The sequence below is a fragment of the Pseudoxanthomonas sacheonensis genome (assembly GCF_010093305.1).
GTDB classification, from domain to species: domain Bacteria; phylum Pseudomonadota; class Gammaproteobacteria; order Xanthomonadales; family Xanthomonadaceae; genus Pseudoxanthomonas_A; species Pseudoxanthomonas_A sacheonensis.
Genome location: NZ_PDWS01000004.1, coordinates 136291 through 150250, shown reverse-complemented (window position 1 = coordinate 150250; position 13960 = coordinate 136291). Strand labels below are relative to the sequence as shown.

General features: G+C 62.7%; 15 protein-coding genes. 5 read left to right on the top strand and 10 right to left on the bottom strand.

Translation table 11 applies throughout. From position 1 onward, the window contains the following. Positions 1–320: 320 nt before the first annotated feature. Positions 321–926 carry a hypothetical protein gene (locus tag CSC73_RS05855; RefSeq protein ID WP_211840825.1) on the bottom strand — a complete coding sequence of 202 codons (606 nt, stop codon included), beginning with the start codon at positions 924–926 and terminating at the stop codon, positions 321–323. 171 nt (positions 927–1097) lie between these two features. Here CSC73_RS05855 and CSC73_RS05850 point away from each other — a divergent pair, with 171 nt between their 5' ends. The 3 genes from CSC73_RS05850 to CSC73_RS05840 all read left to right on the top strand — a co-directional run bounded on the left by CSC73_RS05850 (position 1098) and on the right by CSC73_RS05840 (position 3188). Next, on the top strand, positions 1098–2057 hold the full coding sequence (locus CSC73_RS05850; RefSeq protein ID WP_163839475.1) for a pyridoxal-phosphate dependent enzyme: 960 nt from the start codon (positions 1098–1100) through the stop codon (positions 2055–2057). Further along, positions 2054–2665 carry a YdcF family protein gene (locus tag CSC73_RS05845; protein WP_163839474.1) on the top strand — a complete coding sequence of 204 codons (612 nt, stop codon included), beginning with the start codon at positions 2054–2056 and terminating at the stop codon, positions 2663–2665. The genes CSC73_RS05850 and CSC73_RS05845 overlap by 4 nt, the downstream gene beginning before the upstream one ends. A gap of 94 nt (positions 2666–2759) precedes the next feature. After that, positions 2760–3188: a ketosteroid isomerase-related protein gene (locus tag CSC73_RS05840; RefSeq protein WP_163839473.1), complete on the top strand. Its 429-nt coding sequence runs from the start codon at positions 2760–2762 to the stop codon at positions 3186–3188. A gap of 296 nt (positions 3189–3484) precedes the next feature. On the opposite strand, the gene bioC is transcribed toward CSC73_RS05840, so the two are convergent. From bioC to CSC73_RS05815, 5 genes are all read right to left on the bottom strand, one after another. Further along, entirely contained in the window at positions 3485–4366 is an 882-nt protein-coding gene (gene bioC / locus CSC73_RS05835) for a malonyl-ACP O-methyltransferase BioC (protein ID WP_163839472.1), read from the bottom strand. 112 nt (positions 4367–4478) lie between these two features. Then, a complete protein-coding gene (bioH, locus tag CSC73_RS05830; protein ID WP_163839524.1) occupies positions 4479–5246 on the bottom strand; it encodes a pimeloyl-ACP methyl ester esterase BioH in 768 nt (255 codons plus the stop codon). Positions 5247–5256: 10 nt separating this feature from the next. After that, positions 5257–6504: an 8-amino-7-oxononanoate synthase gene (gene bioF / locus CSC73_RS05825; protein WP_211840824.1), complete on the bottom strand. Its 1248-nt coding sequence runs from the start codon at positions 6502–6504 to the stop codon at positions 5257–5259. Continuing rightward, positions 6458–7525: a biotin synthase BioB gene (gene bioB / locus CSC73_RS05820; protein WP_163839471.1), complete on the bottom strand. Its 1068-nt coding sequence runs from the start codon at positions 7523–7525 to the stop codon at positions 6458–6460. The genes bioF and bioB overlap by 47 nt, the downstream gene beginning before the upstream one ends. A gap of 470 nt (positions 7526–7995) precedes the next feature. Next, on the bottom strand, positions 7996–8289 hold the full coding sequence (locus tag CSC73_RS05815) for a helix-turn-helix domain-containing protein (protein ID WP_163839470.1): 294 nt from the start codon (positions 8287–8289) through the stop codon (positions 7996–7998). A gap of 87 nt (positions 8290–8376) precedes the next feature. Here CSC73_RS05815 and CSC73_RS05810 point away from each other — a divergent pair, with 87 nt between their 5' ends. Further along, entirely contained in the window at positions 8377–8757 is a 381-nt protein-coding gene (locus CSC73_RS05810) for a hypothetical protein (RefSeq protein ID WP_163839469.1), read from the top strand. Positions 8758–8884: 127 nt separating this feature from the next. After that, on the top strand, positions 8885–9250 hold the full coding sequence (locus tag CSC73_RS05805; protein ID WP_163839468.1) for a DUF2384 domain-containing protein: 366 nt from the start codon (positions 8885–8887) through the stop codon (positions 9248–9250). Positions 9251–9430: 180 nt separating this feature from the next. Here the strand turns inward: CSC73_RS05805 and CSC73_RS05800 are convergent, their stop codons facing one another. The 4 genes from CSC73_RS05800 to CSC73_RS05785 form a co-directional block, all read right to left on the bottom strand. Beyond that, positions 9431–10189, bottom strand: coding sequence for an AbiU2 domain-containing protein (locus CSC73_RS05800; RefSeq protein ID WP_163839467.1), 759 nt, complete (start codon positions 10187–10189; stop codon positions 9431–9433). 162 nt (positions 10190–10351) lie between these two features. After that, entirely contained in the window at positions 10352–11860 is a 1509-nt protein-coding gene (locus tag CSC73_RS05795) for a DUF6035 family protein (protein ID WP_163839466.1), read from the bottom strand. Beyond that, positions 11841–12314 carry a hypothetical protein gene (locus CSC73_RS05790; protein ID WP_163839465.1) on the bottom strand — a complete coding sequence of 158 codons (474 nt, stop codon included), beginning with the start codon at positions 12312–12314 and terminating at the stop codon, positions 11841–11843. Before CSC73_RS05790 ends, CSC73_RS05795 begins: the two co-directional genes overlap by 20 nt. A 191-nt stretch (positions 12315–12505) precedes the next feature. Further along, positions 12506–13180, bottom strand: a complete 675-nt coding sequence (locus CSC73_RS05785; RefSeq protein ID WP_163839464.1) for a hypothetical protein — start codon at positions 13178–13180, stop codon at positions 12506–12508. Positions 13181–13960 lie beyond the last annotated feature (780 nt).

Sequence of the window (13960 nt, the reverse complement as noted above, 5' to 3'; positions counted from 1 at the left end):
CGTCGTGGCAAGCGACCAGGGGCGCAGGCTGGTAATTGGAACAGGGGCCAGCCATGTGCACTGCGGGGGAGCGCGGGGCCGGTAGTCGGGGGACTGCCGGCCCCATTTTATTTGCAACGCGCGGCCAATCCAACAAAAAGCCCGGCATGGCCGGGCTTTTGCATGAGCGCCGACGCCCGGCAGGGCCGGAACAGGGGGGATCCAGATTTCCCCACCGGACGTCGACATAGAGGCTTGTCATTCCAATCACGTCAATAAGCGACGCAACCGGTCAACTGCCCATGACAAGCCCTGCGGCGTCCGGACGCACGCGTTGAGGGTCAGGGTTCTTCGGTTCTTATCCGCTCGCGGTTTGCTGCGCGCGGGGCCGGTTGCGCACGTTCCACCGGACGCGGCCTTTCCATCTGGCGGGGCTGGGGTTGGGAAGGAACCGACATCCGCGGGGGCTGGTTGCCGCCCTCGGGCCTGACCCGCATGCCCGGATAGCGGCCGCCTTCCTGGCGGACCTGCGGTTGGCTGGGAACCTGGGGAATGCCGTTGCGGGGCGGAATCATCACCTGGCCCGAATCCTGGTAGCGGCCGTCGGGACGGCGCCAGGGGGGCGGACGGCCGCCCTGGCTCGGCGGCCGGTCGTCGTCGTGATCCGGACGCGGGTGGTGCGGGCGATACGGACGGTAGGGGTAGTAGTAGTAAGGGTAATAGCCGCCGTAATAGCCGTAGGGGGCGTAGCCGTAGCCGCCACCATACCCATAGCCGCCGTAACCGTACGAGCCGTACCCGTAGCCTCCGCCATAAGGTCCGTAGTACTCCACCGAAGGCCGACCGTAGTAATAGCCACCGGGTGCGCTGCCGCCGGCATAGTCGTACGTCGCGCAGCCGCTGAGTGCGGCGGCGGCGAAGAGTGCGGTCAACAGACGCATTTTCATAAGACACCCCTGATTCGTACGGCCAGAATCTGCCTGCCGCATTGAATCGGTGCTTAATTCCACCGGCTGGCTTCGGACACGGCGGGTTCCGTTCATGTGCTCGGCCTATGTGCCGATGCCGGTTGGCTTCGGTGGGTCCGGGACCGGCGAGGGATACGCTAATCTTTGGGCATGCCCGACTCCCTGCCTTGCTTCGACGACATCCTGGCCGCCGCCGCACGTATTTCGCCCCATGCCTACGTCACTCCGGTACTCCGTTCGCGCACGCTGGACACGCTGGCGTCGGCGCAGCTGCACTTCAAGGCCGAGCATCTGCAACGGGTGGGCGCATTCAAGTTCCGCGGCGCGTGCAATGCGGTCTGGGCGCTTTCCGAGGCGCAAGCACGCGCGAGCGTGGTCACCCATTCCTCCGGCAACCATGGCGCGGCGCTGGCGCTGGCCGCCCAGACCCGGGGCATCGCCTGCCATGTGGTGGTGCCCGAGGGTGCGGTGGCCGCCAAACTGGCATCGATCCAGCGCTACGGCGCGACCCTGCACCCCTGCGCACCCAGCATCGCCGCGCGCGAGGAGAAATGCCTGCAGGTGCAGCGCGAAACCGGAGCGGTTCTGGTCCATCCCTACACCGATCCGCGCGTGATCGCGGGCCAGGGCACCGCGGCGCTGGAATTGCTCAATGCCGTGGAGGAGTTGGAAGTGCTGGTGGTGCCGGTGGGCGGCGGCGGCCTGGCCGCGGGCACGGCGATCGCCGCGGCGGCCCTGCTGCCGGATTGCCGGGTGGTGCTGGCCGAACCGGAGGGCGCCGCCGATACCGCGCGTTCGCTGGCCGCTGGCGAGCGTCTCGTCGATTTCGTTCCCGACACCGTCTGCGATGGCCTGCGCGGCACCCTGGGACAACCGAATTTCGAACTGCTGCGGCGATACGCGGTGGAAGTGCTGACGGTGCGCGACGCCGACACCCTGCAAGCCATGCGCCTGCTCTGGCAGACCACCAAGCAGTTGGTGGAGCCTTCTTCGGCCATCGCCCTGGCGGCGGTGCTGCAACACTCCGCGCGCTTCGCCGGGCGGCGCGTCGGCCTGCTGTTGTCCGGCGGCAACGTCGACCTGGACGCCCTGCCCTGGAGCGCGCGATGAGCGCGCGCGGGCAACGCAAGCGACGCGGCGTGCTGGGCTGGGCCTGGCGCCTGCTGCTGTTGCTGGCGCTGTGGCTGGCGGGTGTGGCGTCCTACATCGTCTGGGTCGGCGAGCGCGACCAGGCCGCGCCCGCCGATGTGATCATCGTGCTGGGCGCCGCCGCCTACGACGCCCGTCCTTCGCCGGTGTTCGCCGAACGAATCCGCCACGGCATCGACCTTTACCAGCGTGGCCTGGCCAAGCACCTCATCTTCACCGGCGGTTTCGGCAACGGCGCGCGGTTCTCCGAATCGCAGGTGGCCCAGCGCTATGCGCTGAAACACGGCGTACCGCGGCAGGCGATCCTGATCGAAACCCGGTCGCGCACCACCCACCAGAACCTGCAGCAGGCGGCGGCGCTGATGAAGGCGCACGGGTTCAAGCGCGCGATCATCGTCAGCGATCCCCTGCACATGGCGCGGGCGCTGCGGCTGGCGCGGGAGGCGGGCATCGACGCGCTGGGATCGTCCACGCCCACCAGCCGCTTCCGCAGCTTCGAGACGCGCAAGCGCTTCCTGTTGCAGGAGGTGTATTTCTTCCATCGCGACCTGTTCGTGAAAACCAGATGATTGCAGCCGATAACCGCAGCCTATGGCCGCGCCGGGAACGGGTGGATGCCGTCGGCGCTATGATGAAATGCTGAATCAGGCAGGGAATCCGTCCATGAAGATCGATGGCAACCGCAAGCAGGACCGCGCCACCGAACTGGTGCTGACCTATTACTCCGCCTTCAACCGCGGCGACTGGGACGGCATGCTGGCGCTGTTGACCGAGGATGTGGCCCACGACCTCAACCAGGGCGGCCGCGAAATCGGTCGCGAAGCGTTCGCGGCTTTCCTGGCGCGCATGCAGGCCAGCTACCGCGAACAATTGCGCGACATCGTCGTGCTGGCCACCATCGACGGCGACCGCGCAGCGGCCGAGTACGTGGTGCACGGCCAATACCACGCCACCGACGAAGGCCTGCCGCCGGCCCGCGGCCAGAAATACGTGTTGCCCGGCGGCGCGTTCTTCGATATCCGCGAAGACCGCATCGCGCGGGTCAGCAACTACTACAACCTGCAGGACTGGATCACGCAGGTTTCAGCGTAGGTCGGGGCTACGCCCCCGACGCGCGAGTCGCGGGTTCAGAGCTAGTTGGATACGTTGGTGAAGATGGTTTCGCTCCTCCTCTCCCCTTGTAGTGCCCGAGGATGTGCAAAGCTGAGAGGATGCCCGGAGAGCCTGCCCCGTACTTGATACGGGGGCAGGAGAGGAGTGCGCGAGCGTAGCGATGCGTGCTTTGGCTCCGCTTCACTCGACCCACAACAGATTGTTCACCATTACGGGCTCCGGCGCACCCTCTCCCGGCCTTCGGCCACCCTCTCCCATCAAGGGAGAGGGATTAATCATTCGCGTCGACGGATCGGTATCGCCGATATCGGCACCGAGGCCACTTCCTCGCCCTGTCCGCGGATCGGTGCGCCCGGTGGCGGCGCCCAGGCATGCGCGTAGATGACTTCCCAGGTGCTGGGCAGCTTGCCATCGTCGCGACGGAAGGTTTCGTAGGCGGCGGTAGCCGCCGCGAAGCGCGAACGCCCGGTCAACGTATGCCGGCGCGCCTGCAAGGCATTGGTCGCGCCCATCGCCCGTAGTTCGCGCATCAATGCGGGCAAGTCGTCGTAGGTCAGGGTGAAGCGGTCGCGATCGACCACCGGATCGCGAAACCCCGACATCAGCAAGGCATCGCCGAATTGCGCGATGGGCGGGAACCGGCTGACATGCGGCGTCGCATCGGCCTGTGCGAAGGCGTCGCGCAATTCGATCAGCGTTTCCGGGCCGAAGGTGGAGCACAGCAACAGTCCGCCCGGCTTGAGCACGCGCCTGAATCCGGCGAATACCGCCGGCAAATCCTCCACCCATTGCAGGCAAAGATTGCTGAACAACACATCCACGCTGCCGTCGGCGAAGGGCAACGCGCGCGCATCGGCGCACACGCGCGCGAACGGCTTCCACCAGCCCGCATGCTTCTTCGCCTCGCGCAGCATCGGCAGGGCCATGTCCAGCGCCACCACCTGCGCACGCGGCCAACGCTTGCGCATCGCAGCGGCCGCGTGCGCCGGGCCGCTGCCGACATCCAACGCTACTTGCGGCGTGCGCTCGCCCAGATAGTCCAGCGATTCGAGCAGGCGCTTCTCGACTTCGTGCTGCAGGGCGGCGGCCGCATCGTAACTGGAGGCGGAACGCGAAAAAGCGCGGCGGATCTGGCGGTGGTCGAAAGGGGCGTTCATTGAGGATGATTCTGCTGCAAATCTCTGATGCGATCTCATGAAACCGTAGGAGCGACGCAAGTCGCGAAGGCAAGCTCGTGCGAACAGCGTCCATTCGCGACTTACGTCGCTCCTACGGCGGGGGAACGGATGCCATGAAGTTGCGTACTTCGTCGGCAACCTGGTCGGCATGGCCGAGGAAAGGGGCGTGTCCGCCGCCTGCAATGTCCAGGTAGCGGCTGCCCGGCGCCATCGCCGCGGCGGCCTGCATGGCGGCGGGAGAGACCAGGCGGTCGCGATGTCCGGAGATCCACAGGCTGGGGACCGACACCGCCGGCAACGATCCGCGCAGATCGCTTTGCTCCAGTAAAACGAGGCCCTGTTGCAAAGCTTGCGGAGAAGGTTCACCGCGCGCGTAGAGCTTTCCCTTCAACGTGCGCAGTTCGGCGCGCGCATGCTCGGAACCGATGGTATCCAGCGCCAGGAAACGCTCCAGCGTGCCGCGATAATCCTGCTGCAGGTCCTTGCCGAACTGCTCGAACATCGAGACTTCCACCGCATGCGGCCAATCCCCGCCACGCACGAAGCGCGGCGTGACCGCGACCAGCGCCAGTGCGCGTACCTGCGTGGAGACCGAAGCGGCATGCAAGGCGAACAGGCCACCCAGCGACCACGCCAGCCAGGCAGCAGGCGGCGTGCGCGCAAGGATTTCGGCGACGGTGGCTTGCAGCGTCAGCGGCGTGGCGTCTTCGCGGCTGTAGCCGTGGCCGGGTAGATCGACCAGATGCATGCGGAAACGATCGGACAAACGATCGACCAGCGGCGCGAACACTCCGCCGTGTAATCCCCAACCATGAATCAATACCAAGGGTGGGCCATCGCCCACGGTTTCGATATGCAACGCCATCGAATCAGGCAGCGCCGCGTACGCGTTGCACCGCATCGCGCGAGCGCGCCAGGACTTCGACCATGGCATCCACCTCGGCCGCCATGTGCAAAGCGGACAAAGTCACCCGCAGGCGCGCCTTGCCTTCGGGCACGGTGGGCGGGCGGATGGCGGTGACCAGATAGCCGGCGTTTTCCAGCGCCGAGGACAGAGCCACCGCGCTGGCGTCGTCGCCGCACATCACCGGCTGGATGGGCGAATCGGAAGGCAACAGTTCCAGTCCATGGCGTTGCGCACCGGTGCGGAAGCGGCCGATCAGTCCCTGCAGCTTTTCCCGCCGCCAATGATCGCGGCGCGCATGCTTGACCGCGGCCAGCGCCGCCGCTGCCTGCGCCGGCGGCAGCGCCGTGGTGTAGATGTAGGGACGCGCGGTTTCGTGCAGGTGCTGGATCAGGGCGTCGTCGCCGACCACCACCGCGCCATAACCGCCCAGCGCCTTGCCCAGGGTAACCAGTTGCAGCGGCACTTCGACCATGCCCAGGTTCGCTTCGGCCACGCTTCCGCGCCCTTCCGGCCCGCGCACGCCGACGCCATGCGCGTCGTCCACGTACAGCAATGCCCGCTGCATGCGCGCGACCAGAGTCAGCGCGCGCAGCGGCGCCACGTCGCCGTCCATGCTGAAGACGCCATCGGTGGCCAGCATCGCCGCGCCTTCCGGCGCATGCTTGAGTTGCCGCAGCGCGCCTTCGGCGTCGGCATGCGGATAACGCCGCAGCCTGCAACCCGCAAGCAGCGATGCATCCAGCAGACTGGCGTGGTTGAGGCGGTCCTGCACGCAGACATCGTCGTCTTCCTGCAGCAAAGCCTGTTGCACGGCCAGATTGGCCGTGAATCCGCTGCCGAACAGCAGCCCGCGCGAATAACCCAGCCACTGCGCGATTTCGCGCTCCAGGGCTTCGTGGGCGGCGTGGTGGCCGCTGACCAGATGCGAAGCGCCCGCGCCGACGCCGTCGCGCGCGGCGCCGTCCTGCAGCGCGCTGACCACTTCGAATTGCTGCGACAGGCCCAGGTAATCGTTGCTGCAGAATTCGGTCAGCCAGCGGCCGTCGACTTCCACGCACACGCCGTCGCGGCGGGTGATGGTGCGGCGCACGCGCACGCGGCCCTGGGCGATGCGCAGTTTGCGCAGCGCGTGGACGCGTTCGTGCAGATCGGGCCGCATGGCTTTAGGCGGCGCGTCCGCAGGCGTGGTTGTGTTCGACGATGTCGGCATGCACGGTTCCCCCTGGCGCTGGCATGGCTGGCTCCACCGGCATGGGCCGCAGGCCCAGGCGCGCGAACAGCGCCTGGTCGCGTTCCACGTCCGGGTTGCCGGTGGTCAACAGTTTTTCCCCGTAGAAGATCGAATTGGCGCCAGCGGCGAAGCACAGCGCCTGCAGCTCGTCGCTCATGGATTCGCGGCCAGCCGACAATCTGACCATAGAGTGAGGCATGGTGATCCGCGCGATTGCGATGGTGCGCACGAATTCGAACGGATCCAGTTCGGCGGTGCCGTGCAGCGGGGTGCCTTCCACCTGCACCAGGCGGTTGATCGGCACCGAATCCGGATGCGCCGGCAGGTTGGCCAGCGCCAGCAGCAGGCCGGCGCGCTGGGCGCGCGACTCGCCCAAGCCGACGATGCCGCCGCAGCAGGTCTTCATGCCGGCGTCGCGCACGTGTTCCAGCGTGTCCAGGCGGTCCTGGTATTCGCGGGTATGGATGATCTGGCCGTAGAAATCCGGTGCGGTGTCCAGGTTGTGGTTGTAGTAGTCCAGGCCGGCCGACTTCAAGGCATCGGCCTGCGGCGCGCTGAGCATGCCCAGGGTGGCGCAGGTTTCCAGCCCCAGCGCCTTCACTTCGCGGATCATGGCCGCGACCTTGGGGATATCGCGGTCCTTGGGCGAGCGCCAGGCCGCGCCCATGCAGAAGCGCGAGGCGCCGGCGGCCTTGGCCTGCCTGGCCTTTTCCAGCACCGCCTCGGTGCTCATCAATTTCTGCGCGTCCACGCCGGTGTGGTAGCGCTGGGCCTGCGGGCAGTAGGCGCAGTCCTCGGGGCAGCCGCCGGTCTTGACCGACAAAAGAGTGGAAACCTGGACTTCGGCCGGATCGAAATGCTGACGGTGCACGCTGGCGGCCCGGTGCAGGAGTTCGGTGAACGGCAGTTCGAACAGGGCCAGCAATTCGGACTGCTGCCAGTCGTGGCGGATCGCGCCCGTGGAAGCCGGACTGGCGGTGATCGGAGCTTGTGCGGACATCGGGGCCTCGCGGCGTTAAAGTCCGGGCAGTCTGAAAACCGGAAGCAAGGCTGTCAACCGCATGGATGCTTTGAAAGTTGACGAGTGGCTGCGAAAGGCTGCCCGGGCGGTGTTTTCGCCACTGTAGATTTAGGGATATGGCAGGTACTGGGGGGGTCAAAAGGTGAGAACGCTAAAGCCATAAAGCGAGTATTTCCGTGTAGGCGATCTGACGCAGAGCTGGCTCAATTCTTTATCAAATGTCGGCGAATGGGAGTCTAATGGTCGCCATCGGCGACCAAAGTGGTGAGCTAAGCGACGGACGATCAACATCTAAACGCGGATGGCGCCCATAAGTCGCATGCGATGCCGAAGCGACGAAGTTGGCCAAGGACCAATGAGAGACCTGCGCGGTACGCGGACGGCACTGGTCAACCCTTTTGGCGATCTCCAGGTGATTGGCTAGCGACTTAAGAATGACTAGATCCGTCTCACGTCCTCCGATCTACTCGGCGCCGCTTGACGGGACTGCTCTTCGTGGGCGCGGCGAGTGCCGCCTCAAGCCTTCTTACAAAGTCGTCCAAGCTGACACCGAGTGCTCGACACAGGTCTCGCAGCTCGATGATGTCGATTCTCCGCTGGCCGGCCTCGATGGTGCTCATGTACGGCTGAGGCTGACCTAGCGCCTCTGCTACTGCTTCCTGCGTGAGCTGTGCCTCATGCCGGATATCCGTCAATAGACGGCGAACGACGGCGTATTCCGGACGATGAATAGGTTTGGGCATGGGGCCGCCGAGCTTTGGGCGGCCTTGACGCTAAATACGCTTTTCTTATATAAGAAAATCCTATATAGCCGGGAAGGGGGTCAAGCCATGGTGCTGCCGGTAGGAGAAGGCTTTCAGCAAGGCGTGCTGTCCGAGCGCTACGCGCAACAGTGGCAGCGTGGCAGGGAGCAGCGCGACGCCAATGACGCACTAGCCTCCTGGCAGCGCTATGCAGCTGATCTCGAACAGCGCTTGGCGCAAGCACAGGCCGAAAGCTATGCCGCTCAGTACCAACGCAATGTGCTAGCCGAACAGCTCGATAGTTTGCAAGCTGAGATCAGGCGCTTGGATCCCAAGAATCATTTAGGCAATGAAGCCGCCTTAGTTGAGGCTGGCCGGCAGCGGGTGGATCGACATTTAGCGACCAAAGGATTGCAGATCGATCGAAGCAATCCGAAAGTGTTCGCCGTGAAAGGTCAGTTGCGCTGAGGACAAGCCTAAGAATTCCGCATCTCTACGCTACCGTCCGTCCTACCGTCTTGGAGGTCCGCCTTGCAGCCTTATACGATGGCTTGCAGTGGTCGTCCGGCTCCACATGCAGGGGAAGAGTGCCGTAATGCGTGAGGACTCGACCAGCTTCGCTGTGGGCTTACGCGAAGACGCGATCATTTCCCCAAAGGCCTACGTCGAACGCCTGCACATCAGCATGCAACGCTTGGCTGACCTTGCGCACGTGCACCACACGGCCCTCCTGCATGCTCCGGAGTCGGAGAAGGTGCAGGACTACATGCGGAACTCGATCAGCGTGATCGCCATGCTTCTGGATTTCAACGGCGGTGACGCCGAGCGTGCGATCTACTGGTTCCGCAACGTGCCATTGACCGAACTGGGCGGCGAAACCGCCGAGCACTATGTGGCCAGCGGCAAGGCTAAGGTGATCCGCAGCTACATCACTAACCTGGCCGCAGGGGCGACCGGCTAAGCCTCGTCAAGCTATACATCGTAGGGGTGCCCTGGTCGGAATCGAACCGGGTGCCGGGCTCACTTCATAGATCTGCGGAGACAGAAAGGCCTAGGCTAGTTCAGATTTTCCTTTAGCGTAGGCCATGGTCGTGGCTTGCCGCTCGGCACATCAAACCCGTCTCGGCGATTCTCAAGCGCCTTAATTGGCAAGCGTCTTCCACATGTCAGTGCCTTGTTTGGCGTGCGCCTGCGCAAACTCCTGCGGATCCCAACTTGTCCCCGTCAGCAATAGGCCAAGTTTGGCCACGAGGGCCTGACCGAGGTCACCGAACGCCAACACCTCATCGAAGGTCAGCCCAATGGAATCCGCATCGAACGGCTTTGGCTCTTCGTCCAACTTCTGCATTTCGAAATGGGCGTGGCGCTTATTGCGGAACGTCTTTATTTTTGCTGCCACTGGATTACTGCCGAGGACGGCCATCTCGGCTTCCACCCGTTCCCAATCTTCGTCGAACCGCGCGTAGTTCTTGTCCCGATCTTGCTGTGCGAATTGCTCCATGATGGCTGCTGAGCTCTCTGGAGAAAGGCCTTCTATCGTGTCGGTGCGCAAGTCGTCGAACATTCGGCCATAGACTTCACGAAAGTGATCCTTGATCGCCGGGTCGACGCGGAGTTTGCGCCAGAGGTTGGTCAAACTTCCCGATCGGCTGTCGTCGTCGAGGAAGAGCCGCGCCTGGTCGCGTAAGAGATCCTGGCCGAGTAGTGGAGCCAAATGGTTCCAAGCGCCCACCCCTGGTGTCTTGTCCAGCTTCTTTTTCAAGGCCTGTTGGATCTCGGAATTTTGGAGCAGGGGCGCGAGGATGTGTCTGCGCTCATCCAGGATGTGGCATTCCTGCGTCAGGGCCCGGATGAACCCTTCAACCTGGTCGACACGCTGCTTCAATTCTTCCGATTTCATGGCTGTTCTGCCTTCGTTGGAACTTGCTGGAAGCGCACCTGCAACCGCTTGATGAGCGCGCGAGTTTCGACCGACGGTGCACGCGTGAGGATGCGCAAAGTGTCGGGAATGACGTGACTACGCCAAGGCGTCTGCGCCAATGGAACGCTGGACCCATCGAATTCAACGGCCATGAGCACCCCCTATTCTCTTGGACTCCCCTGCGGCAGCGGCCTCCTGACTGCGATTGGCCGGTTGGCGCCGGCGCCGCAGGGTTTCTACCAGCGATGGAGACTGCCGAAGTGCGTGGGCCGCGTCCGGAAAAAGAAACGCCAGCAAGTTGTCATAGCGGCGGTTCGGTTCGAACGTGGGATCCCCAAGGAACCACCCTTCCCGATATTCGTCCCGCTTCTTCTTCCATCCGTCCACGTTTCCGTTGGCCGTGAGGTCGTGGCCGCGATCGAAGTGCCTGAGCATGACCGAGAACACCCACAAGGCGTCCTTGTGGAGATTGAACAAGCTGTTGGCCAAGCCCATCAGGTTCTTGATGCCACAGGCCACGGGCTTGCCGTGCTTGGCCGAGTATGCGGCTTGGAGCAGGTAAAACGGACCCTCGTCGTAATAAAGCCGCGGGGGTAGATCGAAGCCCCGCCCCAGGAATCGTTGGCGAATTTCCAACCAATCGTCGTTACCTTCATCGGCCATGGAGAAGTTGAGCACCGCTGCTTCCAACGCGTCACGCAGCACCTGGTCGCGTGCTTCCCTCTTCGCCTGACGTTCCTGCTCTTGCTTCTGCTGGCAAGCAGCCAGCTTATTGTCGTAGTCGGAGTAGAAAGCACGGGGCACGCCGCCGGCGCTCACATCGAAGGTGAGCTCGTCGAAGCCCACTATTCTCCGCTGAACCCTATCTTCCAGAATGCCGCGTTCGTCCAGGTGTGGTTCGTGCCAAACGCATCCGAGCATGAAGCGCCCCAGTTCCCGGGAGCGCTCCACCGTATCCACGCCCACCCGAAACGCGTTGCGATTGTTCGAATAAAAAATGTCGTCCTCGGCGAGCTTGAACTCGTCGGGGTTCAAGTCCCGGAAAAGCCAGAGCAATGCGCCGTCGTTGTGGCGGTAGAAGGTCATGCGCTCGGCGATGACATGCAGAAAGGTCGTGGACAGCTGGACCTCAAAGGCCACGCGGCGGCCTTGCCACACACTTTGCACGTCAGGCTGGCGCCAGCGGACACCATCAGCATCCTTCCAGCGGGCCTCCACGCGGGTGTCGGTGAATCGCGGATCAGCAGCGATGCTCTCGGCAATCAGCTGCTTGAACAACTTGTGCCGGACTCCTTCTTTGGCGTGGTCATACTTGCGCGCGCAGATTGCCGCGGGCGATAAGCCCTTCCGGCCGGAGCAAGTGCCATCGTCGATGCGGTGGCGGAAATAAAAGCGGTCTTCAGTCCTGTCCCGTGTGGGGATGGATCGCAGCACCATCGCCTTCTCGCAATCCGGGCACACGAACCGCTCCTTGCCCTCGACCAGGTCGTTCTCCAGCGCTACCCGCCTGTCGGCGATGATCTCGCCATACGTGCCATCGCCCAGGAACTCGGTCAGGGACACATAATCGCCCGCATCTTTGTCCCAGACCTGGTCGTATTGGCGATCCTCAGCCGGGACGGCCCGCCTCTCACTCCCGGCTGCAGACATGCGTCACCCGATCCATCCATGCACTCTGCCCAGCCGAAGCCCGGGCTATCAGCGCACCCGGCCCCTCAATGAAGCGCAGGCGTGACAGGTCGCCATTGTCCTGCGGCCAATAGGGGCCGTCTGGAGAAAACACGAAGTGATCGCCCTGGATTGCACCGCACGTGGTGCAATGGTGAGCAAGGTAGGTCTGACCGGACGTACGCGTGCTAGCCGGGCGCAGCCAGGGGGCGTGTCCGCGCACGAACGCAGCCGCGCCCTCATCCAGGTATTCGATGTAGTGCAATAGCGCTCCGTCGCCTAGGTCCACCACGTCCTCTTTGTCCGTCTCGACAAACGAAGACACCCACAGCGCGGCCGTGGGCGTCTGGGAGTAGCAGTAGTGGCAGCGCGTATGGCCGAGCAGCAGACCGTAGGCGGGGGCACTCAGCCCACTATCGCGAGAGGCGGGGTTCATCCCCACATTATTGCCGGCCCCGGGTGTCAATTGGTGAGACTCAACAGCCAACCTGCGGGTCCTCTTTGGTCAGAGGCAGTCATCACTGTTCCGACCGACGCGCATCGGCGACATGATCATCGAAGATAGGACAGCTGATGCACCCCGGTCTGACTAGCCGACTCCGAGCTAGATTCCGCTTGAATGAATTCTTAGACGATCTGCCACCAGTGCTTGCGGCATCGGACTTGCTCGATGCTAGTGGGCGATGATATGGCAAACGAACCCCCTCTTGTATTGACCAGCAACTTGTCGTCCGTTGTCACCCAAGAACTACGCACCCCTCCGGGCAGCTTGAAAATCTCGCGCACGCTGGGTTTTCCGCTATCAGAGAATTTGATCAAAAGGATAGAACCGATATCTTGATCAAGATGAAAGTAGCCTGTCGTTGCAAGAACCCCATACTTCATTAAGAACAGGTCTTCAATATTATCGCGGTATAAAACCGTTGGCTTAGCTTCCGGGTTCTCTTTGTCGGCGAGCACAAGTTCTCCACCAAACTCACCACGATCCGATCCCAGCAATCGTCCATGATCGGTCCAGAGCGCGACAGTTGCATGAACCAACTCGGTGCGTGGCTTTGATCCAGGCAATGGCTGATAGGTGACCACGTAGTGATACATCCCCATGCCGCCCACATTTGGACTGGCACGATGCTTGATTTCATCGCGATTCAAACGTTCTTCGTAACTCATTTCATTACAAGAGATGAGCTTTGGTCTGGGGCTTGGCATTTCCCACAATGGCACAATCAATGCGATCCCGAGCGCTAGCGACATAACTCCGCCAAAAATGAGGGTGCGCCGTACATTCACCATGATCGCCAAGCCCCTGAATTAGGCCGACCCGCGAGGTGGGTTCGACCTGAGTGAATTGTTAGCCCGGAGGTATGTGGGCTAAGGCCGAGACAGCTCTTGAAGCGTCGCAAGCACTGAATCCTCACTTGTTGTGGAAAATTTCGCCTCTCCTCTGGCGAGAATCCGCAACGATTCAACAAGCGCAACAAGCTTGCTGTTGCGAGTATTGGGCTCTGGCGACCATGCGCTAGCGCACTGATCAGGCAGCTTGAAATTGTAGCTGACGCCGTCAAGACCAAGGATCTCGGATGGACGGGAACTCCTGATGGATCTATCCCACTCCGATTGAAGCGACTGGTACAGGGACTGATTAATAGGAACAGTCCTTGCTTTGGGTTTGGCATAGCCGCTGGAGGAATCGTGCCTCATGGTATTTGGCCCTGATGAAACCCAGCCGCCATGCCACAGAGACCGATCAAAAACCACATAGGTCAAAAAATGTTTATTTCCGTTTGTGGAAACACCAATGCTCCACTCTGGCTCAAACGAAGGAATGACCGTCACCCAGAAATCGACTTTCCCAGGCATTGCTCCGTGTGCTATTACATCAACTCGATTCTCGTACCCCTTCAGGAAATCGCCGCACGGAGCGAGGTGGTCTTCCGCCCTGGCAAGAGGAGCCGATAGAAGTCCAGAGACGGCGAGGATTGCGAGTACGTATCTCATGTGGGCTAACTACCTAATAGACGGACCCGGTGCAGCCCAGGTTGGACGAGGCCGCAATGTGGGCTCGGGTTATGTCGCTTACTT

Coding starts and splice junctions, on each gene's coding strand:
- CSC73_RS05855 (WP_211840825.1), bottom strand. CDS start 926: ATGAAAATGCGTCTGTTGACCGCACTCTTCGCCGCCGCCGCACTCAGC.
- CSC73_RS05850 (WP_163839475.1), top strand. CDS start 1,098: ATGCCCGACTCCCTGCCTTGCTTCGACGACATCCTGGCCGCCGCCGCA.
- CSC73_RS05845 (WP_163839474.1), top strand. CDS start 2,054: ATGAGCGCGCGCGGGCAACGCAAGCGACGCGGCGTGCTGGGCTGGGCC.
- CSC73_RS05840 (WP_163839473.1), top strand. CDS start 2,760: ATGAAGATCGATGGCAACCGCAAGCAGGACCGCGCCACCGAACTGGTG.
- bioC (WP_163839472.1), bottom strand. CDS start 4,366: ATGAACGCCCCTTTCGACCACCGCCAGATCCGCCGCGCTTTTTCGCGT.
- bioF (WP_211840824.1), bottom strand. CDS start 6,504: ATGCCGACATCGTCGAACACAACCACGCCTGCGGACGCGCCGCCTAAA.
- bioB (WP_163839471.1), bottom strand. CDS start 7,525: ATGTCCGCACAAGCTCCGATCACCGCCAGTCCGGCTTCCACGGGCGCG.
- CSC73_RS05815 (WP_163839470.1), bottom strand. CDS start 8,289: ATGCCCAAACCTATTCATCGTCCGGAATACGCCGTCGTTCGCCGTCTA.
- CSC73_RS05810 (WP_163839469.1), top strand. CDS start 8,377: ATGGTGCTGCCGGTAGGAGAAGGCTTTCAGCAAGGCGTGCTGTCCGAG.
- CSC73_RS05805 (WP_163839468.1), top strand. CDS start 8,885: ATGCGTGAGGACTCGACCAGCTTCGCTGTGGGCTTACGCGAAGACGCG.
- CSC73_RS05800 (WP_163839467.1), bottom strand. CDS start 10,189: ATGAAATCGGAAGAATTGAAGCAGCGTGTCGACCAGGTTGAAGGGTTC.
- CSC73_RS05795 (WP_163839466.1), bottom strand. CDS start 11,860: ATGTCTGCAGCCGGGAGTGAGAGGCGGGCCGTCCCGGCTGAGGATCGC.
- CSC73_RS05790 (WP_163839465.1), bottom strand. CDS start 12,314: ATGAACCCCGCCTCTCGCGATAGTGGGCTGAGTGCCCCCGCCTACGGT.